The sequence below is a fragment of the Streptomyces sp. NPDC026515 genome, from assembly GCF_055567595.1.
In genome coordinates, this window is record NZ_JBVHQD010000001.1 from 23,032 (window position 1) to 46,105 (window position 23,074).

Here is a 23,074-nt window from a genome sequence, read left to right on the forward strand (position 1 = left end):
GCCCGTTCAAGCTCGCAGGCGCAGGCCGCGCGGGGTCGCGATGAAGCCCGCCCCTTCCAGCAGGGCGCCCAGCGGCGAGGTCAGCGCGGTGGCGCCGTTGACGCGCTCCACCGTCACCGTGCCCAGGGTGCCGGCGCGGGCGGCGCCGGCGAGGGCCTCGGCCGCCGTACGCAGCCGGAGGTCGTCGGCCGCGTCCGTGTCCGGGGCGGAGGGCCAGGCCAGCAGGGTCTTGCCGCCGCGCTCCATGTAGAGGGTCAGCTCGCCGTCCACCAGGACGACCAGGGAGCCCGCCTTGCGGCCCGGCTTGTGCCCGGCACCGGTCGGGGGCTCCGGCCAGGGAAGGGCGGCGCCGTAGGCGTTGGCGGGGTCGGCGGCGGCGAGGACCACCGCTCTGGGGTCGGGGTCGACCGTACGGGCGTGCCGGTTTCCGTAGGCGTAGGGGTTGGTGGTGCTGCCGCCGCGGGGTCCGCCGTACCCCGGGGCCGCGAAGGGGTCGGCGGGGGCGAGGTCCCTCGGGGAGACGTAGTCCCCGGGGGCGCTGGGCGGCTCGGGAGGCCAGCCGAAGTCGCCGTCCATGCCCTGGAGATCGGCCTCGTCGATGGGGCCGAGGGGAGTCTCGGCGCCGAAGCCGCCCGGGTGGCCCGGGCCGTCGTGCGCGAAGCCGGCGGACATGTCCCGGGCGCCGTTTGCGAAGGCGGTGCCCGGGAGTGCCTCGCCGCGATCGCGGGCGTTGGAGACCGCGCGCAGCCGGTCCACCGCGCCGTCCATCGCGAACTGGGCCGCGCCGAGCCCCTCGACGACATAACCCCGGCGGGCCTGCCCGCTGTCCTCGAACGCCGACAGGATGCGGTACACCGCCGAGAAGCCGCCCTCGACGCCCTCCGCGGCGACCGCTCCCCGCGTGACCACGCCGTGCCGGTCGAGCAGGGTGCGGGCCAGGGCGTGGGCGCGCACGGTGGTGTCCGGCTCGCGCTGCGGGAGCAGGGACCAGCGGCCGGCGACGGTCGGCGGCCCGGTACGGGAGGCGGTGCGGGCGGCGGCCGTCAGGGAGCCGTAGCGGCCGCGCGGGACGGTGCGCTTGGCGCGGTGCGCGGTGGCGCCCGCGGTCCGGCCCGAGCCCAGCAGGGAGCGCATCGGCGCCAGCGTGTCGTTGGTGAGCCGACCCGACCAGGCCAGGTCCCAGACCGTGTCGGCCAGTTGGGGGTCGGTGGCGTCGGGATGGGTGGTGGCGCGCACCTGGTCGGCGATCTGACGGAAGAACAGGCCGTAGCCGCCGGAGAGGGTGTCCAGGACGGACTGGTGCAGAGCCGTCAGCTCCAGGGGGTGCGGCGGAGGCAGGAGCAGTGGGGCCGCGTCCGCCATGTACAGCGAGACCCAGCCGTCCTTGCCCGGCAGGGCGCCCGCGCCCGCCCACACGATCTCCCCGGCGGCGGTGAGTTCGTCGAGCATCGAGGGCGTGTAGCCGGCCACCCGGGACGGCAGGACCAGCTTCTCCAGCGCCGACGCCGGCACCGACGCGCCCTGCACCTGCTCGACGGCGCGCACCAGCCCGTCGACGCCGCGCAGCCCGTGCCCCTTGCCGATGTGCTGCCACTGCGGCAGGAACTGGGCGAGCGCGGCCGGTGCCACCGGCTCCAGCTCGTGCCGCAGAGCGGCCAGGGAACGGCGGCGCAGCCTGCGCAGCACGGCCGCGTCGCACCACTCCTGGCCGATGCCCGCCGGATGGAACTCGCCCTGCACCGTCCGTCCGCCCGCGGCCAGCCGCTGCAACGCGCCCTCCGTCACCGCCACCCCGAGCCCGAACCGGGCCGCCGCCGTGGCCGACGTGAACGGGCCGTGCGTGCGCGCGTACCGGGCGAGGAGGTCGCCGAGGGGGTCCTTCACCGGCTCGGTGAACGCCTCTGGGACACCCACCGGCAGCGCGGTGCCGAGGGCGTCGCGCAGCCGGCCCGCGTCCTCGATCGCCGCCCAGTGGCCGGCGCCGGAGATCCGGACCCTGATCGCGCGGCGGGCCCCGGCCAGCTCCTCGGCCCACTGCGGTTCGGCGCCCCGCTCGGCCAGCTCGGCGTCCGTGAGCGGCCCGAGCATCCGCAGCACGTCGGCCACGCCTTCCGGGTCCTTGATCCGCCGGTCCTCGGTGAGCCACTGGAGCTCGCGCTCCAACTCGGTCAGCACGTCCGCGTCGAGCAGCTCGCGCAGCTCCGCCTGGCCCAGCAGCTCCGCCAGCAGCCGGGAGTCCAGGGAGAGCGCGGCCGCGCGGCGTTCGGCGAGCGGCGAGTCGCCCTCGTACAGGAACTGCGCGACGTATCCGAAGAGCAGGGAGCGGGCGAACGGGGACGGCTCCGGGGTGGTGACCTCGACCAGCCGCACCTTGCGGGATTCGAGGTCGCCCATCAGCTCGACGAGCCCGGGGACGTCGAAGACGTCCTGGAGGCACTCGCGGACCGCTTCCAGGACGATCGGGAAGGACCCGAACTCGCTCGCCACCTGCAGCAGTTGGGCGGCCCGCTGGCGCTGCTGCCACAACGGGGTGCGCTTGCCGGGACTGCGCCGGGGCAGCAGCAGCGCGCGGGCCGCGCACTCCCGGAAGCGGGAGGCGAACAGGGCCGAGCCGCCCACTTGGTCGGTGACGATCTGGTCGACCTCGCCCTTGTCGAAGACGACGTCCGCCGCGCCGACCGGCGCCTGGTCGGCGTCGAATTCCGTGCCGGCCTTCGTGGGGGCCTGGTCGAGCAGGTCGAGGCCCATCAGATCGGCGTCGGGCAGCCGCAGCACGATGCCGTCGTCGGCGTGCATGACCTGCGCGTCCATGCCGTACCGCTCGGAAAGGCGGGCGCCGAGGGCCAGCGCCCAGGGGGCGTGCACCTGGGCACCGAAGGGGGAGTGGACGACGACTCGCCAGTCGCCCAGTTCGTCGCGGAAGCGCTCCACGACGATCGTCCGGTCGTCGGGGACATGGCCGCAGGCCTCGCGCTGTTCGTCGAGGTACGACAGCACGTTGTCCACCGCCCAGGCGTCCAGGCCTGCGGCGAGCAGGCGCAGCCGGGCGTCGTCCTTGGGGAGCGAGCCGACCTCGCGCAGGAACGCGCCCACCGCGCGGCCCAGTTCGAACGGGCGGCCCAGCTGGTCGCCCTTCCAGAAGGGCAGCCGGCCGGGCACTCCGGGGGCGGGGGAGACCAGAACGCGGTCGCGGGTGATGTCCTCGATGCGCCAGGAACTGGTGCCCAGGGTGAAGACATCACCCACCCGGGACTCGTACACCATCTCCTCGTCCAGCTCGCCGACCCGGCCGCCGCCCTTCTTGGGGTCCGAGCCGGCGAGGAAGACCCCGAAGAGGCCGCGGTCGGGGATCGTGCCGCCGGAGGTGACGGCGAGCCGCTGGGCCCCGGGACGGCCGGTGACCGTGCCCGCGACCCGGTCCCAGACCACCCGGGGGCGCAGCTCCGCGAAGGCGTCGGACGGATAGCGGCCCGCGAGCATGTCGAGGACCGCGGTGAACGCCGACTCCGGGAGCGAGGCGAACGGAGCCGCCCGGCGGACCATGGCGAGCAGGTCGTCGACCTGCCAGGTGTCCAGCGAGGTCATCGCGACCAGCTGCTGTGCCAGCACGTCGAGGGGGTTGGCCGGCACCCTCAGGGACTCGATGGAGCCGGTGCGCATCCGTTCGGTGACCACCGCCGCCTGCACCAGGTCGCCCCGGTACTTGGGGAAGACCACGCCGGTGGAGACCGCGCCGACCTGGTGTCCCGCGCGACCGACGCGCTGCAGGCCGGAGGCGACCGAGGGCGGCGACTCGACCTGGACGACCAGGTCCACCGCGCCCATGTCGATGCCCAGTTCAAGGCTGGAGGTGGCCACCACCGCGGGCAGCCGGCCGGCCTTGAGATCCTCCTCGACCAGGGCGCGCTGCTCCTTGGAGACCGAGCCGTGGTGCGCCCGGGCGATGACCGGCGGAGCGCCCTGGGCGGCGCCCGAGCCGCCCATCAGTTCGGCGGGGGAGTGGTGCTCGTCCAGCGGCTCACCGGTCACGCGCTCGTAGGCGATCTCGTTGAGCCGGTTGCACAGCCGCTCCGCGAGCCGGCGCGAGTTGGCGAACACGATGGTCGAGCGGTGGGCCTGCACCAGGTCGGCGATCCGCTCCTCCACCTGCGGCCAGATCGACGGCCGGTCCCCGGCGTCCTTGCCTTCGGTCGCCGGGGAGCCGCCCAGCTCGCCCATGTCCTCCACGGGGACGACGACGGAGAGGTCGAACTCCTTGCCGGACCGGGGCTGGACGATCTCCACCTTGCGGCGCGGCGAGAGATAGCGGGCCACCTCGTCGACCGGGCGGACCGTCGCCGACAGGCCGATGCGGCGGGCCGACTTCGGCAGCAGCTCGTCCAGCCGCTCCAGGGAGAGCGCGAGATGCGCGCCGCGCTTGGTGCCGGCGACCGCGTGCACCTCGTCCAGGATCACCGTCTCGATGCCGGTCAGCGCGTCGCGCGTGGCCGACGTCAGCATCAGGAACAGCGACTCCGGGGTGGTGATCAGGATGTCCGGCGGCCGGGTGGACAGGGCACGGCGCTCGGCGGCCGGGGTGTCGCCGGAGCGGATGCCGACCTTGATCTCCGGCTCGGGCAGCCCGAGCCGGACGGACTCCTGGCGGATGCCGGTCAGCGGACTGCGCAGGTTCCGCTCGACGTCGACCGCGAGGGCCTTCAGGGGTGACACGTACAGCACCCGGCAGCGCTTCCTCGGGTCGGCCGGGGGCGGGGCCGAGGCCAGCTGGTCCAGGGCGGCGAGGAAGGCGGCCAGCGTCTTGCCCGAGCCGGTCGGGGCGACCACCAGCACGTCCGAGCCCTCCCCGATGGCCTGCCACGCGCCCGCCTGGGCCGCGGTGGGCGCGGAGAACGCCCCCGTGAACCAGCCGCGGGTCGCGGGGGAGAAGCCGTCGAGGGCTCGGTGCGCGGATTTCGCCATGCGTCCATCCTGCACCCGGCCACTGACAGCCGGCCCTGACCTGTGGAGACGCGGAAGTGCGGGCTGTGGCGGATGGGGGGGTGGGGAGAGGACGCGGAGCCCCGGAGCCGGGTGGCCGGGCGAACCGGGAGCCGAGGTGCGGGGCGAGTGCGCTGGGGTGCGGCGGAGCGGTCGACAATGGGGGCATGACGGGATCGGACGAGCGGGCGCGGCACTGGCGGTACGAGGCGCTGCCCGACGTCGATCTGCTGCGTGCCCGGTATGTCCGCAAGACCTTCGTCCGGCACACCCACGAGCACTTCGTGATCGCCGGGATCGCGGACGGTGTGGAGGTCTTCCGGCACCGGGGATCCGACGTGACCGTCGGCGCCGGGGCGCTCGCCCTCGTCAACCCCGACACCGCGCACACCGGCCGGGCCGGGGTCCCCGAGGGCTGGCGGTACGGGGCGGTCTACCCGTCCCCGGAACTGGTGGCGGCGATCGCCACGGAGACCACCGCGCTGCGGGGCACCCCCGGCTTCGTCAGCCCGATGCTCGACGACCCCTACTGCGTCGCCCTGGTGCACCGGGTGCTGCGCGCCGCCGACGAGGGCAACGCGCTCGCCGCCGACACCCTGCTGCGGGTCGTGGTGACCCGGCTGCTGCGCACGAACGGCGGCCCGCTGCCGCAGCGGAAGGTCCGCACCGCCGGCACCCTGCTCGCCGCACGCGCGCGTACCGTGCTGGAGGAGCGGATGGCCGAGCCGCCGACCCTGGAGCGGCTCGCCACCGACCTCGGCACCAGCCCCTTCGCACTGCTCCGGGCGTTCCGCGACGCCTACGGCATGCCTCCGCACACCTGGCTGACCGACGCCCGGGTGCGCCGCGCCCGGCTGCTGCTGGACGCGGGCACCGCACCCGCCGAGGCGGCCGTCACCGTCGGCTTCACCGACCAGCCGCACCTCAACCGGCACTTCGCCCGGATCGTCGGCGTCCCGCCGGGTGCCTACCAGCGCGAGCGCGGATCCGGGGCGCGTCCGCGCGGGCGCAAGAACGTACAAGACGCGCGGGACGGCGGTACGTAGCGTCCTGGGCGTGGCACAGCAGACAGCACTCGCAGACATACGGGACGAAGGCGAGCCGAAACCGGACTCCGCCGTCGTCCGGGACGCCCTCGGGGTCGGCGTCGCCGTAGGACTCTCCGGGTTCGCCTTCGGGGTGACCTCCGCCGGCAGCGGGCTCGGCCTGCTCCAGACCTGCGCACTCAGCCTCCTGGTCTTCACCGGCGCCTCCCAGTTCGCCCTGGTCGGGGCGCTCGCGGCCGGCGGCAACCCGCTCACCGCGGCCGCCGGCGCCTTCTTCCTGGGGATACGCAACGCCTTCTACGGCCTGCGGCTGTCACAGGTGCTGGCCCTTCCGGGCGCGCTGCGGCCACTGGCCGCCCAGTGGGTGATCGACGAGACCACCGCGGTGACGCTCGCCCAGCCGACACGACGCGCCGCGCGGATCGGCTTCACCGTCACCGGACTCAGCCTGTACGTGCTGTGGAACCTCACCACCCTGCTCGGCGCACTCGGCGCCAAGGCGGTCGGCGACACCGACGCCTGGGGCCTGGACGCGGCCGGACCCGCCGTCTTCCTGGCGCTGCTCGCCCCCATGCTGAAGGCCACCACCGACCGCGCGGTCGCCGCCCTCGCGGTGCTGCTGGGGCTCGGGCTGCTGCCCGTGCTGCCCGCCGGGGTGCCGGTCCTGGCCGCCGCGCTGGCGGCACCGGCCGCCCTGTACGTCTCAGGCCGCCGGTCCGGTCGCACCCGTGACGTCGCTTCCGAGGAGACCCGTTGAACGCCTGGATCGCGATCGGCGCGACCGTCCTCGGCTGCTACGCCGTCAAGCTCGCCGGCCTGCTGGTACCCGCGGACGTCCTGGAGCGGCCGGTGGTACGGCGGCTCGCCGCACTGCTGCCGGTGGCCCTGCTCGCCGCGCTCACGGCCCAGCAGGCGTTCGCCGACGGGCACACGCTCGTGCTGGACGCCCGGGCCGCGGGGCTCGGGGCCGCCGCCGTGGCGCTGGTGCTGCGCGCGCCCTTCCTGGCCGTCGTCGGCGCGGCCGTGCTGGTGACGGCGGGGGTACGGGCCCTCGCGGGCTGAGCACGCGCGCGTGAGACGCGTCACCCCAGGAAGAGGACCGTCACCCCACGAAGTGGCCGTACGCCTTGAGTGTGCGCAGTGCCTCGATCGTCACCATCGGGCGGGCCTCCTGGGTGACGGCCGGCGTCCACTGGAGCCAGCCGATCGGCCAGCCGCCGTCCTCCTGCTGCCCGGCGGCGAGATGGTCCAGCGAGCGCGCCATCTCCTCGTCGGTGAACCACGCCCGCGCGAGCGAGTGCGGGGACTTCGCGAAGTCGTGCGGGAAGTGGTGCTCGTCGGGGGCGTAGCCGGGCGCCACCGGGTACGCGTCCAGCTTCTCCGGGTCCAGCGCGGCCAGCCGGTGCTCGCGCACCAGGCGGCCCAGCCGGTCGGCGGCGGCCTCCGCGCGGGCACGGTCGGGCACCGCGTCCAGGAAGGCGACCGCGGCCTGGACCTCGTAGGGATGCGACTTCTCCAGGGAGTCCACGGCCTCCCAGCAGAAGTCGGTGGCCCGGAAGAGCCAGGCGTGCCACACCTCGTTGCGGTGCAGCAGCCCCACCACCGGCCCGGTGGCGAGAAGCTCGCTCGGCGGGTCGTCGGTGATCGGGATGAACGGGGCGGCGGGATAGCCCCGCTGGCTCGGACGGACCGCCGGGAGCGCGCCGTCCGCGGTGGAGACGGACGTCAGATAGCGGCACACCCGTTCCGCCCGCTGGCCGCCGCAGCGACCCAGGGCGTCCAGGACGGCGAGCGCGTGCGCGGTGTGCAGCGGCTGGCTCACCGGACCGCGCAGGTCGGGCTCCAGGGCGTGCCCGTACCCGCCGTCCTCGTTGCGATAGGCGTCCAGCGCCGTCTCCACGGGATCGGGGTCGCCGTTCAGGAAGTGGTGGGCGAACAGGCGCTGCTCCAGCACGCGCGCGGTGAGCCACATGAACTGTTCGGCACGGAAGAGCGGGGAGTGCGCCGGGGGAGTAGGGGGGAGCGGGGACGCTCCGGTTTCGGCCATGCGTCAGACCGTAGGGCGGAAAGCGGTCTCGGCAAGCGGTCACGGGCAGGGCCCACTCTCAGGGGCGGGATACTGGTGTCATGCGGTTGACGGTCTTCTGGCAGCGGATGGCGGAACACTTCGGTTCCGGGTACGCCGAAACGTTCGCACGTGATCATGTGATGACGGAGCTCGGCGGACTCACGGTGCACGAGGCGCTGGACGCCGGCTGGGAGGCCAAGGAAGTGTGGCGCGTGGTCTGCACGGTCATGAACGTTCCCGGGGAGAAGCGCTGAACGTGCACAAAGGTCGGATACGGGCCACGCGTTGTCAGTGGCGTCGGCGAGACTTGCACCGTGACACCCACTGACGACGACGGGCGGACCGCCCAGGACGCATCCCCGGCAGACACGACGCCGCCCGCCGGACCCCCGGCCGCCGGCGCCGCGCTGCGGGGTGCCCGCATGCCGCGCTGGCTGCCGCGCGCCATGGTGCTGGCACTCGCCCTCGTCGCCGCCTTCCAGCTGGGCAGCTGGGCCTTCCACCAGCTGACCGGCCTGCTGATCAACATCCTCATCGCGTTCTTCCTGGCGCTCGCCATCGAGCCCGCGGTGAGCTGGATGGCCTCCCGTCGCATGCGCCGCGGACTCGCGACCTTCCTGGTCTTCCTGGGCCTGGCCATCGTCACCGCGGGATTCGTCACGCTGCTCGGCTCGATGCTGGCCGGCCAGATCATCAAGATCGTCGAAGACTTCCCGGACTACCTGGACTCGGTCATCAACTGGGTCAACCACACCTTCCACACCGACGTGAAGCGGGTCGACGTCCAGGAAGGCCTGCTGCACTCCGACTGGCTGCGCAAGTACGCGCAGAACAGCGCGGCCGGGGTGCTCGACGTCTCCGGACAGGTGCTCGGCGGCCTCTTCCAGCTGCTGACGATCACCCTGTTCGCCTTCTACTTCGCCGCCGACGGCCCCCGGCTCCGCCGCACCCTGTGTTCCGTGCTGCCGCCCGCCCGCCAGGCCGAGGTGCTGCGTGCCTGGGAGATCGCCGTCGACAAGACCGGCGGCTATCTGTACTCGCGCGGGGTGATGGCGCTGATCTCCGGCATCGCCCACTACATCCTGCTGGAGGCCCTGGGCGTGCCGTACGCGCCCGTGCTCGGTGTCTGGGTGGGCCTGGTCTCGCAGTTCATCCCCACCATCGGCACCTATCTCGCGGGCGCGCTGCCGATGCTGATCGCGTTCACCGTCAATCCCCTGTACGCGGTGTGGGTGCTGGTGTTCGTCGTGATCTACCAGCAGTTCGAGAACTACATGCTCCAGCCCAAGCTGACCTCCAAGTCCGTCGACATCCACCCGGCGGTCGCCTTCGGCTCGGTCATCGCGGGCACCGCGCTCCTCGGCGCCGTCGGCGCCCTGATCGCGATCCCGGCGGTCGCCACGCTCCAGGCCTTCCTGGGTGCCTACGTGAAGCGGTACGACGTCACGGACGACCCCCGGGTGAACGGCCGCCCCCGACGCGCCCCGGCCGGCCCCGGGCTGCTCACGCGCGTGCGGCACGCGATATGGCAGCGGCCGGCCGAGGACTCCCGGGAGGGCTCGGCCTGACGGCCGCCGCAGCCGGTGACCGCCACCGCGATCGGTGATGGCCCGCCGTGGTCAGTAGGTGAGCACCGCCCACACCCCGGCGGCGGCCACGGCGGCCGCGTAGCAGCCCACCGCCGTGGCCACGATCCGCCACCTGACCTGTTCGCTGCAGGACGTGCGGGACAGCAGCCAGGCCAGCGCGGGCAGGACCAGCACGGCGTGCAGACTGACCCCGTGCAGCGGCTTGAGCGGGGCCGTCGAGCCGTACGCCGCCTCCTGGTGGCCGGTCCGGACGAGCAGCACCCCGCGCGCGATCATCGCGGCCCCCGAGGCCAGCGCCACGAGCAGGACCGCGAACCCGGAGCGCACGGCGAGCGCCATGCCCTCGGGACCGGCCGGCCGCCGCCGGAACGACACCACGGCGAAGACGGTGAGCAGCACCACCAGGACCCCGCCGCCCACCGCGAGCGTCATCGACACCGCCGTGTCGAACGGCGTCTCCATGTCCAGGTGCGAGGGCACCCGGCGCCACGCCTGCAGGGTGATCCCGCCGACCTCCACCACACAGTCCGCCGCGAACACCACGAGCAGCACGGTCCGCAGCCGCTCGCCGATCCTCAGGTACGAGTTGACCCAGGTGACCGCGATCAGCGTCAGCCCGAAGGAGAGCCCGAACGTGACCGGCTTGCGCCAGGAGACCGGGCCGTACCAGGGGCCGCCGTCGACCGCGAACACCACCAGGTGCACCAGACCGGAGAAGACGAGCAGCACACCGGTGGCATGACACAGACGCTCGGCGGGGCGGACCCCGCGCGGGCGGCTCGCCGGCGGGTCGGGGGGCGGGCTCTCCAGGGAGGGCGGACTTTCCAGGGGTGAGGGCATGCGACCACCCTCCCGGAGGCCGGCCGCGCGGTCGTCGTCCGGCCGAAGACAGCGGCCGTACGCCGGGAGGAGCAGGCGGGCGGAGGAATCAGGAGACCGTGGCGGCCGGCGGGGTCCACCGCCGGGTGCGGGGCACCGCGCCCGGCACGCCGTAGTCCTTCCTGAGGTGCTCCGGGATCGCGTAGTGCATGACGCGGCCACGGGTGAGGGAGGACAGTTCGAAGACGGCCGTGAGATGGCCGAGGCGGTCCAGGGCCCAGGCGCCCAGCGGTGAGCGGTCCTCGATGGTCTCCAGAACGCCGAGAAGGTGCGGTACGGCCTTCACCACGGTGTCCCACGGCGTGCGCGGCACCTCCAGCCAGTCCGCGCAGGTGTCGCCGACGAGATGGCGGACGAGGGCCGGGACGATCGGGTCGAAGAAGGTGCCGGGGACGACCTCCTCGTAGAGTTCGATGAGCTGCCGGGTCAGGTGGACGCCCTCTTCGGAGGGACCCATGTACCGGATCATGTACAGGTCCAGGAAGCCGCGGGCCTCGTCGAGGGTCTTGGGAACGGCCTCCTGGTCGACGCCGAGCATGGCGCCGACCACCCGCCACGCGTAGTAGTACGCCTCCGCGCCCTCCGTGGACAGATGGATGCCCAGCCGGTGCAGGCTGTCGAGGACCAGCAGCGAGAAGAACATCTGCCCGCCGATCATGTCCTCCTGGCAGATGGGCGTGCCCAGCGCCTCGGTGTCCCAGCGGTTCTCGCGCTTGAGGTGGTGCCGGATGGAGGCGTGCAGCAGGCGCACCTTCTGGGCGGCGGGGACGAAGCGGCCGCCGGCCTCGAAGGCGTCGGGCTGCATCAGGTAGACGGTGAACTGGCCGGTCTCCGCCATGCGTTTCGAGGGGTACGCGAGCCCGTGGGTGGCCGACAGCAGCTTCGCCACGCGCGGGACGACGTAACAGGCGGGCATGGAGGCGAAGGAGAGCGCGGTCGCGATGTGCACGTTGTTGTCGATGAAGAACAGCCGGGCCTTCTCCATCTCGCCCCAGTCCACCCACGACGGCGGGACCCGGGTGGCCTCCAGGTACTCCCGCGCGACGTCGGGCAGCCCGTCCGGCAGGGGAGCGCCGGCGGTGGAGACGTAGCGCATCAGGGTGTTGAACGTGCCCACCTCCCCGCGCTCGAAGAGTGCGGCGACCGTGGCGTCGGCGAGTTCGTCACCGGCGTGCCGCAGGGCGTCCAACGATGCCTCGGTATGGGTCACGCGGGGCTCCTTGTCTTCACGGGTCTTTTCGCGGGTCTCGTCGTGGCTGACCTGGCGGTGGGGGCGGGGTGTCAGGACAGGCGGACCGCCGCCGAGTGGGCCAGCGCGGTCAGGGCCCCCGTGGCGGGGGCCGGTACGGCCAGTGAACGGAGGACGTCGAGCGCTTCCGCGACCCGCGCGCCGATCATGTGCTCGATCCGGTCGGGCGCCCCGAGCCGGCACATCACCTCGCGGACCGTGTCCAGACCCTCCGCACCCAGGTCGCCCCGGCCGAGCAACGCGCCGAGCCGCTCCCGGTCCTCGGCGTGGGCGAGCCGCCAGGTCTCCGCCAGCAGCGCGGTGGGCCGGTGGCCGCGCACGTCGTCGGCGTTGGCCTTCCCGGTGTGCTCCGGTTCCCCGAACAGGCCGAGCAGGTCGTCGCGGAGCTGGAACGCCTCGCCCAGCGGCAGCCCGTACGCGGAGTACCCCGCCCGCAGCCGCTCACCGGCCCCGGCCAGGGCACCGCCGATCAGCAGGGGCTGTTCGACGGTGTACTTGGCGGTCTTGTAACGGATCACCTTCAGCGAGGCGTCCGTGTCCGGACCGGTGCCGGTGCGCAGGATCTCCAGGCACTCGCCCGCGATCAGCTCCCGGGCCAGCAGCGACCACAGGGGCCGGCCCCGGGCGAGATAGGCGGCGGGCAGGCCGCAGGTCGCGAACAACTGCCCGGCCAGCGACATCAGCAGATCGCCCACGAGCATCGCCAGCGACCGCGCGGTGCCGTCGGCACCCGGCCGAGCCGGTACGGCGGTCCGCAGGGCGACATGTGCCGTGGGGCGTCCGTGCCGCAACGGGCTGTCGTCGATGAGGTCGTCGTGGACGACGGCGGCGGCGTGCACCAGCTCCATGGAGGCAGCCGCCCGCACCAGCGCGTCGCTGTCCGGCTGCCCCACCGCACGCCAGCCCCAGTAGCAGAACGCCGCCCGCAGCCGTTTGCCGTCCGCGACCGCCGCTTCCAGCTGCCCGGCCACCGGGCCCAGCAGCGGGTCGATCGCCGCGAACAGGTCGGCCTCCTGGGCGACGAATTGGTGCAGTACCTCGTCGACGCGGTTCTTGAAGGCGGTCGGATCCCAGCGGTCAGTCGACATCGGCGGTCCGCCGGGCGAGGGCGTGCCGGGCGAGGATCTCCAGATGGGCCGGGGGAACGGTCGCGTACCGGTCCAGCACCAGGCGTCCGCGCGCGGTGAGGTCGTGCTCGGCCTCCGCCGCCAGCGCGCCGGCGTCGGAGCGGCGCAGCAGCCCCCGTACCGTGCCGACGGCGGTGCCCAGCGTGCTCACCGCCAGATCGGCCAGTCCCGCCGCCAGCAGTACGGCCTGTTCGTCCAGGCCGGGTCGTCCCGTCTCACGTGTCATGCGCTCTCCCACCCACGCCACACAGGGGCGCCGCCTGTCGGCCGCCTCTTCGAGGATCGCGGCACGAGGGGGCCGGACATGCGGAAACTCGCGATCGGGTGAACCCTCGCCCGGCAGTGCGGATTGCCGTGGCGGGTGGCCCGGACACCTCACGGAGGCGGTCCGGCGTGGCCGGTGTGCGGTGGGTGAGTGCCGTGCGGGGAAGTACAGGAGTACCGCGTGGTCCGCTTGACACGAAAATCGAACATCCATTCTTATGGAGGCTCCGGCGAGGTTCTCGACGGGGGGTCCGAGTGGCGGTCCGGCATGGTCCGGGCGGGTTTGTCCCTGAGTTGTCCACAGGCCGGACCGGCGTCGGGGCGCATTGTCAGTGGCAGGCGTTAGCGTCTTTGACGTGAAGCGATCGACTCAAGCAAACCGGGTGGAACCCATGGCAGGTACCGACCGCGAGAAGGCTCTCGAAGCCGCACTCGCACAGATTGAACGGCAGTTCGGCAAGGGCGCGGTCATGCGCATGGGTGACCGGACGAAGGAGCCCATCGAGGTCATCTCGACCGGGTCGACCGCGCTCGACGTCGCCCTCGGCGTCGGCGGCCTGCCGCGCGGCCGGGTCGTGGAGATCTACGGACCGGAGTCCTCCGGTAAGACGACCCTGACCCTGCACGCCGTGGCCAACGCGCAGAAGGCGGGCGGTCAGGTCGCGTTCGTGGACGCGGAGCACGCCCTCGACCCCGAGTACGCGCAGAAGCTCGGCGTCGACATCGACAACCTGATCCTCTCCCAGCCCGACAACGGCGAGCAGGCCCTGGAGATCGTGGACATGCTGGTCCGCTCCGGCGCCCTCGACCTCATCGTCATCGACTCCGTCGCGGCGCTCGTCCCGCGTGCGGAGATCGAGGGCGAGATGGGCGACAGCCACGTCGGTCTCCAGGCCCGCCTGATGAGCCAGGCGCTGCGGAAGATCACCAGCGCGCTCAACCAGTCCAAGACCACCGCGATCTTCATCAACCAGCTCCGCGAGAAGATCGGCGTGATGTTCGGCTCCCCGGAGACCACGACCGGTGGCCGCGCGCTGAAGTTCTACGCCTCGGTGCGGCTCGACATCCGCCGCATCGAGACCCTGAAGGACGGCACGGACGCGGTCGGCAACCGCACCCGCGTCAAGGTCGTCAAGAACAAGGTGGCCCCGCCCTTCAAGCAGGCCGAGTTCGACATCCTCTACGGCCAGGGCATCAGCCGCGAGGGCGGCCTGATCGACATGGGCGTGGAGAACGGCTTCGTCCGCAAGGCCGGTGCCTGGTACACGTACGAGGGCGACCAGCTCGGCCAGGGCAAGGAGAACGCGCGCAACTTCCTCAAGGACAACCCCGACCTGGCCGACGAGATCGAGAAGAAGATCAAGGAGAAGCTGGGCGTCGGTGTCCGCCCGGAGGCGCCCGCCGCCGAGCCGGGCGCGGACGCGGCGGTCGTCACCGCGGCCACGGGCGACGCGGCGAAGACGGTGCCCGCCCCGGCCGCCGCAAAGGTCACCAAGCCCAAGGCCGCCGCCGCCAAGAGCTGACGCCGTGACACGACGAACCGACTGGGCCGACCACGAGTACATGTCCCCCGGTGCCCCACGGGGGAGGGGAACCGGGGACGGCTCCGGGGCCTACGGCGCAGGCGGCGGCAGGTACGGGGACGCGACACGGGGGATCGATGGCTCGTACGGGCGTGACGGCTCGTACGAGGACGACGGCCCGCCCGACTCGTACAGCGCGTACGAGAACGGCACGCACGACGGCCCGGACGGGCCTCGCGGACACGGATCACCCGGCCGTGGCGCGCGGCGGCCCGGGACGCGCCGTCGGCGTGGCTCCGGGGAGCCGTCAGGTGAGGACGGGGGTTCCTCCTCCTTGTCGAGGGCCGAGCAGGGGGAGCCACCGGCGGGCCCGGCTGAGCGGGCGCGGGCGATCTGTCTGCGCCTGCTCACCGGGAGCCCGCGCACCCGGAAACAGCTCGCGGACGCCCTGCGCAAGCGGGAGATCCCGGACGACGTCGCCGAGGAGGTGCTGTCGCGGTTCGAGGAGGTCGGGCTGATCAACGACAGCGCGTTCGCGGACGCGTGGGTGGAGTCCCGGCATCATGGCCGCGGGCTGGCCCGGCGCGCGCTCGCGCAGGAACTGCGGACCAAGGGCGTCGACTCGACGCTCATCGACGAGGCCGTCGGCCGGCTCGACTCCGAGCAGGAGGAGGAGACGGCCCGCGAACTCGTCGCCCGGAAGCTCCGCTCCACCCGCGGTCTCGACCGCGACAAACGCCTCCGCCGCCTCGCCGGCATGCTCGCCCGTAAGGGATACCCCGAGGGCATGGCTCTCAGAGTGGTCCGGCGGGCTCTGGAGGAGGAGGGCGAGGACACGGATGTCCTTGAGGGCGGGGACTTCTGACGGGCGGTTCGGACCGCCCCGCTGAGTGCGGGGCGGTGATCAGGGCGTGACCGGTAGTCCCGCCGCCTTCCAGGCCTGGAAGCCGCCGGTCAGGTCCGTCGCCCGGTGCAGGCCCAGCTGGTGCAGGGAGACAGCGGCCAGGCTGGAGGCGTACCCCTCGTTGCAGATCACGACGACCCGGAGGTCGTGGTCGGTGGCTTCGGGAGCCTTGTGGCTGCCCTGGGGGTCCAGTCGCCACTCCAGCTCGTTGCGCTCTATGACGAGGGCGCCGGGGATCACCCCGTCCCGCTCGCGCAGCGCCGCGTACCGGATGTCCACCAGCAGGGCGTCTCCGGTGCGTGCCGCCTCGTACGCCTCGTGCGCTGCCACGCGCCGGTAGCCGGCCCGCGCCTGCTCCAGCAACTCGTCGATTCCCAGGGGATGTTGTCCGGCGGCGCTCACTGCCAGTCCTCCGGGCGCTCGACCTGCTCCAGCCGCAGCACCGGTCCGCTGCGGCTGTAGCGGCGGATCCGCGGCAGCGGCGGGTAGTAGGCGTGGACGGAGACGGCATGGTGCTCGGCGGACTCGTTGAGTACCTCGTGGACATGGTCGCGGCCGAAGGAGCGGCCCTTCCCGGCGGGCAGCCGGCGCTCCCGGTCGACGTCCTCGGAGAGCTCCAGGGTCTTCCAGCCGTCGGTGGGCAGCCGGGTGGCGAGCGAGTTCTCCCGCAGTTCGCCGGCGGCGGTGAGGAAGGCGCCGACCGATTCGGCGTGGTCGTGCCAGCCGGTGCCGGACCCGGGCGGCCAGCCGATCAGCCAGGCCTCGCTGCCGCCGGGACCGTCGAGCCGTACCCAAGTGCGGCCCTCCGGGTCGAGCGGGAGCGAGGAGATCAGCTCGGTGTCGGCGGCCGTCCGCCGGACGAAGTCGAGGAGGTCCGCCTGGGTGGGGGCGGCGCCGGGCGCGGAGGCGGACGGGGAAACGGGGGAGGACGGGGTGGAGAGAGAGGCAGACACGTGCACCGTTCCTGATGAAGATTCGCCGAAGGGGGGCGCGGACGGCGCCCCGGAGAAGGAAGGAGAAAAAGCGAATTCAGCAGGACGGAAGACACACGCAGCCCGCATAGCGGACCAGGTCGACATGGACCTTCCGCCACAGGCGCACAGTGGTGTCGTTCACGTTGCGGAGTACACCACGCCGGTGGGGGCGGGTCAACTCACTGTCAGCATGTGGACCGCGCGGTCACCGCGCACCGGATCCGGCCTGTGCCTCCGCCTCCGCTTCCGTCTTCTCCGGGTCCTTGCCGCCCAGCGTCGCCTCGGCGGCCGCGTACAGATCGGCCGGCCGGACCCCGTTGAGGGCGGTGACCAGATGGCCGTCGGGGCGCACGAGCAGCACGGAGTGCGCCGGTGCGCCCGGGTAGGCCTCCGCGACCAGCAGCTCGGCGGGGTGTGGCAGCGCGGCCACGGCCGCGGCGAGCCGGGGCATGATCCCGGCGGAGACCCAGTGCTTGCGGTCCCACACCCCCGTACCGGGCGCGATGAGGACGACGAGCAGTGCGCCGCGGCCGAGCCGTGAGCGCAGCTGCACGAAGGTGCCGTCCTCCGCGGTGACCCGGACGTCGCTGACCGGCGCTCCCAACGGGGTGCCGACCGGGATCTCGTGCTCCAGGTGCCGAGGGTCGAGCGGCGAGTCGGCGTACGCCCCCGGCGCGCCGAGCGGGCCGTGCCCCAGGTGACCATCGGTGAGGAGCGCGTCGTGCCCCCTGGCCGTGCCCGGCACCATCCCGCGCAGCCCGCCGCCGCCGCGCAGCAGCGGCAGCACCTGGTCGGCGGCGCGCAGCCGGGCGGCGACCGCCGCCCGCCGCTCGCTCTGGTAGCTGTCCAGCAGGGCCTCGTGCGGGCCGTGGTGCCAGGCCGGGGCCAGCTTCCAGGCGAGGTTGTCCACGTCCCGCAGGCCCTCCTCCAGCCCGTGCGTGCCGAACGCCCCGAGGAGATGCGCCGCGTCCCCGGCGACGAACACCCGGCCCACCCGCCACCGCCTGGCGAGACGGTGGTGGACGGTGTGCACTCCCGTGTCGAGCAGGTCGTACGGCGGGGTGGTGCCGTCCGCCCAGCCCGCCAGGGTCTCGCGGATCCGGTTCACCAGCAGCTCGGGGGTGACCAGGTCCTTGCCGGGCGGCAGCAGCCAGTCCAGGCGCCAGGCGCCGTCCGGGAGGGGGCGGGCGGTCACCTCCGCGGCCGAGGGCCCGGACATCCGCCACGGCGGGGTCCGGTGGAGCAACGCCTGGCCGGGCCACGGAAGTTCCGTGCGCAGCGCGGCGACCGCATGCCGCTCCACCGCCGTACGGCCCGGGAAGCGGATGTCCAGGAGCTTGCGCACGGTCGAACGGGGTCCGTCGCATCCCACCAGGTAACTGCCGCGCCACCAGGTGCCCTTGGGGCCACGGGTGTGCGCGGTGACACCGGACCGTTCCTGCTCCACGCCGTCCAGCCTGCTGTCCGTGGCGACCTTGACCAGCGGCTGATCGGCGATCGCGGCGCGCAGCGCGTGGGTGAGCGTGTGCTGGGCGATGTGCAGCGGAGACGGTTCGCCGGCCGCGTCGTCGAAGACGACCTCGCGCATCACCTGCTTGCGGCGCATCGAGCGCCAGCCGGTCCAGCGGGTGCCCAGCTCGTCCAGCGGGGCGCCGGACAGCCGCGCCAGCAGGGCGGAGGTGTCCTCGCGCAGCACCACCGTGCGGGCCGGCCGCGGTTCGTCCTTGCCCGGACCCTCGTCCAGGACGACGGACGGCACCTCCTGACGGGCCAGCGCCAGGGCGAGCGTGAGCCCGACGGGCCCCGCTCCTACGATGATCACCGGGTCCACGGCGCGGCGCCCCCTGCCCGTACGCAAGTCCCGACGGAGACGGATGAACAGGTTGTTGGAGCAGGGTGCACGATCACAGAACGTATGCAACAGACTGGGCGCCAGCCGGTCAAGCGGCGCACCCGGGGACACGTCAGCATGGTGGGCGCGCGGGCCCGCCGACGGCCCGGAGAACGACGGAGGCAGCGATCATATGATCGCTGCCTCCGTCGTTCTCCGGGCCGGGCCGACCGTGTGTCAGGCGTTGGCTCCGCCCGCGCCCGTGGCGTAGGTGCCGCTGATCTCCGCGGCGTTCAGGTCGACGACCTCCTCGGCACCCAGGACCGCGCCCGTGCCGCGCTTGCTGCGCCGCAGCCGGCGCTCCAGCCAGGAGGCGAACGTGGTGAGGGCCAGGTTCAGCAGGATGAAGATGATCGCCACGACGATGAAACTGGGGATCACGTTGGCGTAGTTGGCGGCCAGCGTGCCGCGGGCGTTGAGCAGGTCGGTGAACTGGAGCATCACACCGCCCAGCGCGGTGTCCTTCACGATCACCACGAGCTGGCTGACGATGGCCGGCAGCATCACGGTGACCGCCTGCGGCAGCAGGATGCCGGTCATGGTCTGCCCCTTGCGCAGACCGACCGCGTAGGCCGCCTCCGTCTGCCCCCTGGGCAGCGCCAGGACGCCGGCCCGTACGACCTCGGCGAGCACCGAGGCGTTGTAGAGCACCAGGCCGGTGATGACCGCGTACAGCGGCCGTTCGTCGCTGCTCACGTCGGTGGAGCGGACGTAGAACTCCATGGCGAACAGCATCAGCAGCAGGACCGGGATAGCGCGGAAGAACTCCACGACGGCGCCGGCCGGGATGCGTATCCACGCGTGGTCGGACATCCGGGCTATGCCGAAGACCGCGCCCAGCGGCAGGGCGATGACCATGGCGAGCGCCGCGGCCTTGAGGGTGTTCCCGAGCCCCGGCAGCAGGTACGTGGTCCACGCCTCGGAGGTGGTGAACGGCTGCCAGAGGTCCCACTTCAACTGGCCCTTGTCGTCCATCTTCTGCCAGACCCACCAGAGCAGGAGGCCGAGCAGCAGCACGAAGACGACGGAGAGCAGGACGTTGCGCCGCTTGGCGCGGGGCCCGGGGGCGTCGTACAGGACCGAGCTCATCGCTTCACCGCCAGGCGCTTGGCGAGCCAGCCGAGGAACAGGCCGGTCGGGAGGGTCAGGACCACGAAGCCGAAGGCGAAGACCGCGCCGATGGCCACCGTCTGGGCCTCGTTCTCGATCATCGTCTTCATCAGGGCGGCGGCCTCGGCGACGCTGATGGCGGCCGCCACGGTGGTGTTCTTGGTCAGGGCGATCAGGACGTTGGCCAGCGGGCCGATCACGGCGCGGAAGGCCTGCGGCAGCACGATCAGCCGCAGGGTCTGCGAGAAGTTCAGGCCGATCGCGCGGGCCGCCTCGGCCTGCCCGACGGGCACCGTGTTGATGCCGGAGCGGATCGCCTCGCAGACGAAGGCCGCGGTGTAGGCGATGAGACCGAGCACGGCCAGCCGGAAGCCCTGGACCGCGAAGTCCTCGGCGCCCAGGGTGACGCCGAAGATGTCGGCGAGGCCGAGCGAGGTGAAGATGATGATGACCGTCAGGGGGATGTTCCGGACGATGTTGACGTAGGCCGTGCCGAACCCGCGCATCAGCGGGACCGGGCTGACCCGCATCGCGGCCAGCAGGGTGCCCCAGACCAGGGAGCCCACGGCGGAGAAGACGGTCAGTTTCACCGTCGTCCAGAACGCCCCTAGGACGTCGTAGCCTTGAAGAAAGTCGAACACGATTTCCCGCGCTTCCGGGTGTGTGGCGTAGGTGGAGGGCATGGCGCGCCGCCGCCAGGGGAAGCGGCGGCGGCGGCGCGCCCGAGGAACCGTGCGACCTGCCGGATCCCTGCGTCGGCGAAGTTCCGCGGGGCGCGCGGAACCGCGCCTTACTTGACGATCACGCCGATCTTCGGGGCGGGCTCGTTCTTGTACTCGGCCGGGCCGAAGTTGGCGTCGACCGCCTTCTGCCACGAGCCGTCGCCGACCATCTTCTCCAGCGCCTTGTTGATCTTGTCGAGGGTGGCGGAGTCGCCCTTCTTGACGCCGACGCCGTAGTTCTCGTTGCTCAGCTTCAGGCCCGCGAGCTTGAACTGGCCCTTGTACTTGTCCTGCGCGGCGAAGCCCGCGAGGATCGAGTCGTCCGTGGTCACGGCGTCGACGGACCCGCTCTGGAGGCCGGCGATGCACTCCGAGTAGGTGCTGACCTCCTTGAGGTTGGCCTTCGGGGCGATCGTGTCGTGGAGGTTCTGCGCCGAGGTCGAACCGGTCACGGAACAGAGCTTCTTGCCGTTGAGATCTGTGCCCTTGGCGATCGTCGAGTCCTTCTTGACCAGCAGGTCCTGGTGGGCCAGCAGGTACGGGCCGGCGAAGTCCACCTTCTGCTTGCGCTCGTCGGTGATCGAGTAGGTGGCCGCGATGAACTTCACGTCACCGCGCGCGAGGGCGTTCTCCCGGTCGGCGCTCTTGGTCTGCACGAACTCGATCTGGTCCGGCTTGTAGCCGAGCTGTCCGGCGACGTACGTGGCCACGTCCACGTCGAAGCCCGAGAAGGAGCCGTCCGGCTCCTGGAGGCCGAGGCCGGGCTGGTCGTACTTGATGCCGATCTTGATCTTGCCGCCGCCGGAACCCTTGCTGTCGTCGTCCTTGTCGCTGCCGCCGCACGCCGTGGCGGACAGGGCGAGCGCGAGCACGGCGGCCGAGACGGCGGTGACCTTGCGGAGCTGCATGATGAACATCCCTCGTTCGGTGAAGACGACTGTGAAAAGGAAGCGGGTCCCGCGGCGGCTCAGTGGTGCAGGATCTTCGACAGGAAGTCCTTGGCCCGGTCGCTGCGCGGGTTGCTGAAGAACTGGTCGGGCGTGGCCTCTTCGACGATCCGGCCGTCCGCCATGAAGACCACCCGGTTCGCGGCCGAGCGCGCGAAGCCCATCTCGTGGGTGACGACGATCATGGTCATGCCGTCCTGGGCCAGCTGCTGCATGACCTCCAGGACCTCGTTGATCATCTCGGGGTCCAGGGCCGAGGTCGGCTCGTCGAAGAGCATGACCTTCGGGTCCATCGCCAGCGCCCGCGCGATCGCCACGCGCTGCTGCTGGCCACCGGAGAGCTGTGCGGGGTACTTGTCGGCCTGGGTGCCCACGCCGACCCGGTCGAGCAGGGTGCGGGCCTTCTCCTCGGCCTGCTTCTTGTCCGTCCTGCGGACCTTCACCTGACCGAGCATCACGTTCTCGAGCACCGTCTTGTGCGCGAAGAGATTGAAGGACTGGAAGACCATGCCGACGTCGGCGCGCAGCCGGGCCAGCTCCTTGCCCTCCTGGGGCAGCGGCCTGCCGTCGATCGTGATCGTGCCGGAGTCGATGGTCTCCAGGCGGTTGACGGTGCGGCAGAGAGTCGACTTACCGGACCCGGAGGGCCCGATGACCACGACGACCTCGCCGCGGGCGATCGTCAGGTCGATGTCCTGGAGCACGTGCAACGCGCCGAAGTGCTTGTTGACGCTCTTCAGGACGACCAGTTCGCCGGTCGCGGCCACGTCTTCCTTGGCCGCCGATACTTCGGTCATCGCTATCGGGCTCCGTCCTCCTCGGTTTCGGAGGAATGTAGTGAGCCCGGATGACCAGCGTCATTACATCTGAGGGAGATCTGAGCATCACGATCCGATAGCATTCGAGCACATGTCGTAGTGGGCGTGTCCTGTGCGCGTATCGGCCGGGTAACGGAACCCGCGCGCCGCCGAATCCCACTTGACGCCGTCGTCGTCCATCAGCGTGACTGCCATCGTGCACGCGTGCGTGCGCGCGATTTCTACCGGGCGCGGGTTCCGCGCGGGCAAGTCGAGAACGAACCAGGACGAAACGAACGTTGAACCGGAGGGGGCCGGGATGAGACTGCTGCTCGTCGAGGACGACAACCACGTCGCCGCCGCACTCTCCGCGGTCCTGGCCCGGCACGGGTTCTCCGTCACCCACGCCCGCAGCGGCGAGGAGGCCCTCCAGGCGCTCGTCCCGGAGGGCGACTGCTACGACGTCGTCCTGCTCGACCTCGGACTGCCCGACCAGGACGGATACGAGGTCTGCGGAAAGATCCGCAAGCGCACCAGCACCCCGGTCATCATGGTCACCGCCCGTGCCGACGTCCGCTCCCGCATCCACGGCCTCAACCTGGGCGCGGACGACTACGTGGTGAAGCCGTACGACACCGGGGAACTGCTCGCCCGGATCCACGCCGTCAGCCGGCGCACCCACCACGAGGACGGTCCGGCCGACGGCGACGACGCGCTCCGGCTCGGCCCCGTCCACATCGAACTGCCCACCCGCCAGGTCATCGTGGACGGCAAGGCCGTCCAGCTCACCCGCAAGGAGTTCGACCTACTGGCGCTGCTCGCCCAGCGGCCCGGTGTGGTCTTCCGCCGGGAACAGATCATCAGCGAGGTCTGGCGCACCAGCTGGGAGGGGACCGGGCGCACCCTGGAGGTGCATGTCGCCTCCCTGCGCGCGAAGCTGCGCATGCCCGCGCTCATCGAGACGGTACGCGGCGTGGGCTACCGGCTCGTCACCCCGGCCGGGTAGC

At 72.2% G+C, this 23,074-nt stretch carries 22 protein-coding genes; 8 read left to right on the forward strand and 14 right to left on the reverse strand.

Going from position 1 to position 23,074, the window contains the following annotated elements:
• Positions 1–6: 6 nt before the first annotated feature.
• Positions 7–4,959 carry an ATP-dependent helicase gene (locus ACZ4O3_RS00085; RefSeq protein WP_467720627.1) on the reverse strand — a complete coding sequence of 1,651 codons (4,953 nt, stop codon included), beginning with the start codon at positions 4,957–4,959 and terminating at the stop codon, positions 7–9.
• A gap of 185 nt (positions 4,960–5,144) precedes the next feature.
• On the opposite strand from ACZ4O3_RS00085, the gene ACZ4O3_RS00090 reads away from it, so the two are divergent.
• Genes ACZ4O3_RS00090 through ACZ4O3_RS00100 form a run of 3 tightly spaced genes read left to right on the forward strand, consistent with a single transcriptional unit; the run spans position 5,145 to position 7,085 of the window.
• Positions 5,145–6,023: an AraC family transcriptional regulator gene (locus ACZ4O3_RS00090; RefSeq protein WP_384993208.1), complete on the forward strand. Its 879-nt coding sequence runs from the start codon at positions 5,145–5,147 to the stop codon at positions 6,021–6,023.
• Between the two features lie 10 nt (positions 6,024–6,033).
• The gene (locus tag ACZ4O3_RS00095; protein WP_362728821.1) at positions 6,034–6,780 is read left to right on the forward strand and encodes an AzlC family ABC transporter permease; all 747 of its coding nucleotides are present in this window, start codon (positions 6,034–6,036) and stop codon (positions 6,778–6,780) included.
• Complete coding sequence (locus tag ACZ4O3_RS00100; RefSeq protein WP_362728823.1) at positions 6,777–7,085, forward strand: AzlD domain-containing protein; 309 nt, start codon at positions 6,777–6,779, stop codon at positions 7,083–7,085. The genes ACZ4O3_RS00095 and ACZ4O3_RS00100 overlap by 4 nt, the downstream gene beginning before the upstream one ends.
• A 40-nt stretch (positions 7,086–7,125) precedes the next feature.
• Here the strand turns inward: ACZ4O3_RS00100 and ACZ4O3_RS00105 are convergent, their stop codons facing one another.
• Positions 7,126–8,070, reverse strand: a complete 945-nt coding sequence (locus tag ACZ4O3_RS00105; protein WP_467720628.1) for a hypothetical protein — start codon at positions 8,068–8,070, stop codon at positions 7,126–7,128.
• Between the two features lie 80 nt (positions 8,071–8,150).
• On the opposite strand from ACZ4O3_RS00105, the gene ACZ4O3_RS00110 reads away from it, so the two are divergent.
• Both ACZ4O3_RS00110 and ACZ4O3_RS00115 read left to right on the forward strand, forming a co-directional pair.
• A complete protein-coding gene (locus ACZ4O3_RS00110; RefSeq protein WP_362728827.1) occupies positions 8,151–8,345 on the forward strand; it encodes a DUF3046 domain-containing protein in 195 nt (64 codons plus the stop codon).
• Positions 8,346–8,405: 60 nt separating this feature from the next.
• Positions 8,406–9,659 (forward strand): AI-2E family transporter, encoded by a 1,254-nt coding sequence (locus ACZ4O3_RS00115; RefSeq protein ID WP_467720629.1) that lies wholly within the window; start codon positions 8,406–8,408, stop codon positions 9,657–9,659.
• A 51-nt stretch (positions 9,660–9,710) separates the two neighbouring features.
• On the opposite strand, the gene ACZ4O3_RS00120 is transcribed toward ACZ4O3_RS00115, so the two are convergent.
• From ACZ4O3_RS00120 to ACZ4O3_RS00135, 4 genes are all read right to left on the reverse strand, one after another.
• Positions 9,711–10,520 (reverse strand): hypothetical protein, encoded by an 810-nt coding sequence (locus ACZ4O3_RS00120; RefSeq protein ID WP_467720630.1) that lies wholly within the window; start codon positions 10,518–10,520, stop codon positions 9,711–9,713.
• A gap of 88 nt (positions 10,521–10,608) precedes the next feature.
• Positions 10,609–11,769, reverse strand: a complete 1,161-nt coding sequence (locus ACZ4O3_RS00125; RefSeq protein WP_362720684.1) for an oxygenase MpaB family protein — start codon at positions 11,767–11,769, stop codon at positions 10,609–10,611.
• A 71-nt stretch (positions 11,770–11,840) separates the two neighbouring features.
• Positions 11,841–12,896 (reverse strand): polyprenyl synthetase family protein, encoded by a 1,056-nt coding sequence (locus ACZ4O3_RS00130; protein ID WP_362720681.1) that lies wholly within the window; start codon positions 12,894–12,896, stop codon positions 11,841–11,843.
• Entirely contained in the window at positions 12,886–13,161 is a 276-nt protein-coding gene (locus ACZ4O3_RS00135) for a polyprenyl synthetase (RefSeq protein WP_467720631.1), read from the reverse strand. Before ACZ4O3_RS00135 ends, ACZ4O3_RS00130 begins: the two co-directional genes overlap by 11 nt.
• A gap of 430 nt (positions 13,162–13,591) precedes the next feature.
• On the opposite strand from ACZ4O3_RS00135, the gene recA reads away from it, so the two are divergent.
• Entirely contained in the window at positions 13,592–14,722 is a 1,131-nt protein-coding gene (recA, locus tag ACZ4O3_RS00140) for a recombinase RecA (protein WP_384993185.1), read from the forward strand.
• A gap of 4 nt (positions 14,723–14,726) precedes the next feature.
• Complete coding sequence (gene recX, locus ACZ4O3_RS00145; protein WP_362731097.1) at positions 14,727–15,587, forward strand: recombination regulator RecX; 861 nt, start codon at positions 14,727–14,729, stop codon at positions 15,585–15,587.
• A 39-nt stretch (positions 15,588–15,626) separates the two neighbouring features.
• Here recX and ACZ4O3_RS00150 read toward each other — a convergent pair whose 3' ends face one another.
• The 8 genes from ACZ4O3_RS00150 to ACZ4O3_RS00185 all read right to left on the reverse strand — a co-directional run bounded on the left by ACZ4O3_RS00150 (position 15,627) and on the right by ACZ4O3_RS00185 (position 22,067).
• Positions 15,627–16,028 carry a rhodanese-like domain-containing protein gene (locus ACZ4O3_RS00150; RefSeq protein ID WP_362731095.1) on the reverse strand — a complete coding sequence of 134 codons (402 nt, stop codon included), beginning with the start codon at positions 16,026–16,028 and terminating at the stop codon, positions 15,627–15,629.
• Positions 16,025–16,579: a cupin domain-containing protein gene (locus ACZ4O3_RS00155; protein ID WP_467720632.1), complete on the reverse strand. Its 555-nt coding sequence runs from the start codon at positions 16,577–16,579 to the stop codon at positions 16,025–16,027. The genes ACZ4O3_RS00150 and ACZ4O3_RS00155 overlap by 4 nt, the downstream gene beginning before the upstream one ends.
• 76 nt (positions 16,580–16,655) lie before the next feature.
• Positions 16,656–16,742, reverse strand: a complete 87-nt coding sequence (locus ACZ4O3_RS00160) for a putative leader peptide (RefSeq protein WP_350779852.1) — start codon at positions 16,740–16,742, stop codon at positions 16,656–16,658.
• Positions 16,743–16,805: 63 nt separating this feature from the next.
• Positions 16,806–18,431 carry an FAD-dependent monooxygenase gene (locus ACZ4O3_RS00165; protein ID WP_467720990.1) on the reverse strand — a complete coding sequence of 542 codons (1,626 nt, stop codon included), beginning with the start codon at positions 18,429–18,431 and terminating at the stop codon, positions 16,806–16,808.
• Positions 18,432–18,668: 237 nt separating this feature from the next.
• On the reverse strand, positions 18,669–19,580 hold the full coding sequence (locus ACZ4O3_RS00170; protein WP_362721500.1) for an amino acid ABC transporter permease: 912 nt from the start codon (positions 19,578–19,580) through the stop codon (positions 18,669–18,671).
• Positions 19,577–20,242 (reverse strand): amino acid ABC transporter permease, encoded by a 666-nt coding sequence (locus tag ACZ4O3_RS00175; RefSeq protein ID WP_362721520.1) that lies wholly within the window; start codon positions 20,240–20,242, stop codon positions 19,577–19,579. Before ACZ4O3_RS00175 ends, ACZ4O3_RS00170 begins: the two co-directional genes overlap by 4 nt.
• A 149-nt stretch (positions 20,243–20,391) precedes the next feature.
• Positions 20,392–21,231 (reverse strand): glutamate ABC transporter substrate-binding protein, encoded by an 840-nt coding sequence (locus tag ACZ4O3_RS00180; protein WP_362721503.1) that lies wholly within the window; start codon positions 21,229–21,231, stop codon positions 20,392–20,394.
• 59 nt (positions 21,232–21,290) lie between these two features.
• On the reverse strand, positions 21,291–22,067 hold the full coding sequence (locus tag ACZ4O3_RS00185; protein WP_362721506.1) for an amino acid ABC transporter ATP-binding protein: 777 nt from the start codon (positions 22,065–22,067) through the stop codon (positions 21,291–21,293).
• A gap of 319 nt (positions 22,068–22,386) precedes the next feature.
• On the opposite strand from ACZ4O3_RS00185, the gene ACZ4O3_RS00190 reads away from it, so the two are divergent.
• The gene (locus tag ACZ4O3_RS00190) at positions 22,387–23,073 is read left to right on the forward strand and encodes a response regulator transcription factor (protein WP_362721509.1); all 687 of its coding nucleotides are present in this window, start codon (positions 22,387–22,389) and stop codon (positions 23,071–23,073) included.
• The last annotated feature ends 1 nt before the right edge of the window (position 23,074 follow it).

Coding starts and splice junctions, on each gene's coding strand:
- ACZ4O3_RS00090 (WP_384993208.1), top strand. CDS start 5,145: ATGACGGGATCGGACGAGCGGGCGCGGCACTGGCGGTACGAGGCGCTG.
- recA (WP_384993185.1), top strand. CDS start 13,592: ATGGCAGGTACCGACCGCGAGAAGGCTCTCGAAGCCGCACTCGCACAG.
- ACZ4O3_RS00190 (WP_362721509.1), top strand. CDS start 22,387: ATGAGACTGCTGCTCGTCGAGGACGACAACCACGTCGCCGCCGCACTC.
- ACZ4O3_RS00135 (WP_467720631.1), bottom strand. CDS start 13,161: ATGACACGTGAGACGGGACGACCCGGCCTGGACGAACAGGCCGTACTG.
- ACZ4O3_RS00085 (WP_467720627.1), bottom strand. CDS start 4,959: ATGGCGAAATCCGCGCACCGAGCCCTCGACGGCTTCTCCCCCGCGACC.
- ACZ4O3_RS00170 (WP_362721500.1), bottom strand. CDS start 19,580: ATGAGCTCGGTCCTGTACGACGCCCCCGGGCCCCGCGCCAAGCGGCGC.
- ACZ4O3_RS00105 (WP_467720628.1), bottom strand. CDS start 8,070: ATGGCCGAAACCGGAGCGTCCCCGCTCCCCCCTACTCCCCCGGCGCAC.
- ACZ4O3_RS00180 (WP_362721503.1), bottom strand. CDS start 21,231: ATGCAGCTCCGCAAGGTCACCGCCGTCTCGGCCGCCGTGCTCGCGCTC.
- ACZ4O3_RS00130 (WP_362720681.1), bottom strand. CDS start 12,896: ATGTCGACTGACCGCTGGGATCCGACCGCCTTCAAGAACCGCGTCGAC.
- ACZ4O3_RS00120 (WP_467720630.1), bottom strand. CDS start 10,520: ATGCCCTCACCCCTGGAAAGTCCGCCCTCCCTGGAGAGCCCGCCCCCC.
- ACZ4O3_RS00110 (WP_362728827.1), top strand. CDS start 8,151: ATGCGGTTGACGGTCTTCTGGCAGCGGATGGCGGAACACTTCGGTTCC.
- ACZ4O3_RS00185 (WP_362721506.1), bottom strand. CDS start 22,067: ATGACCGAAGTATCGGCGGCCAAGGAAGACGTGGCCGCGACCGGCGAA.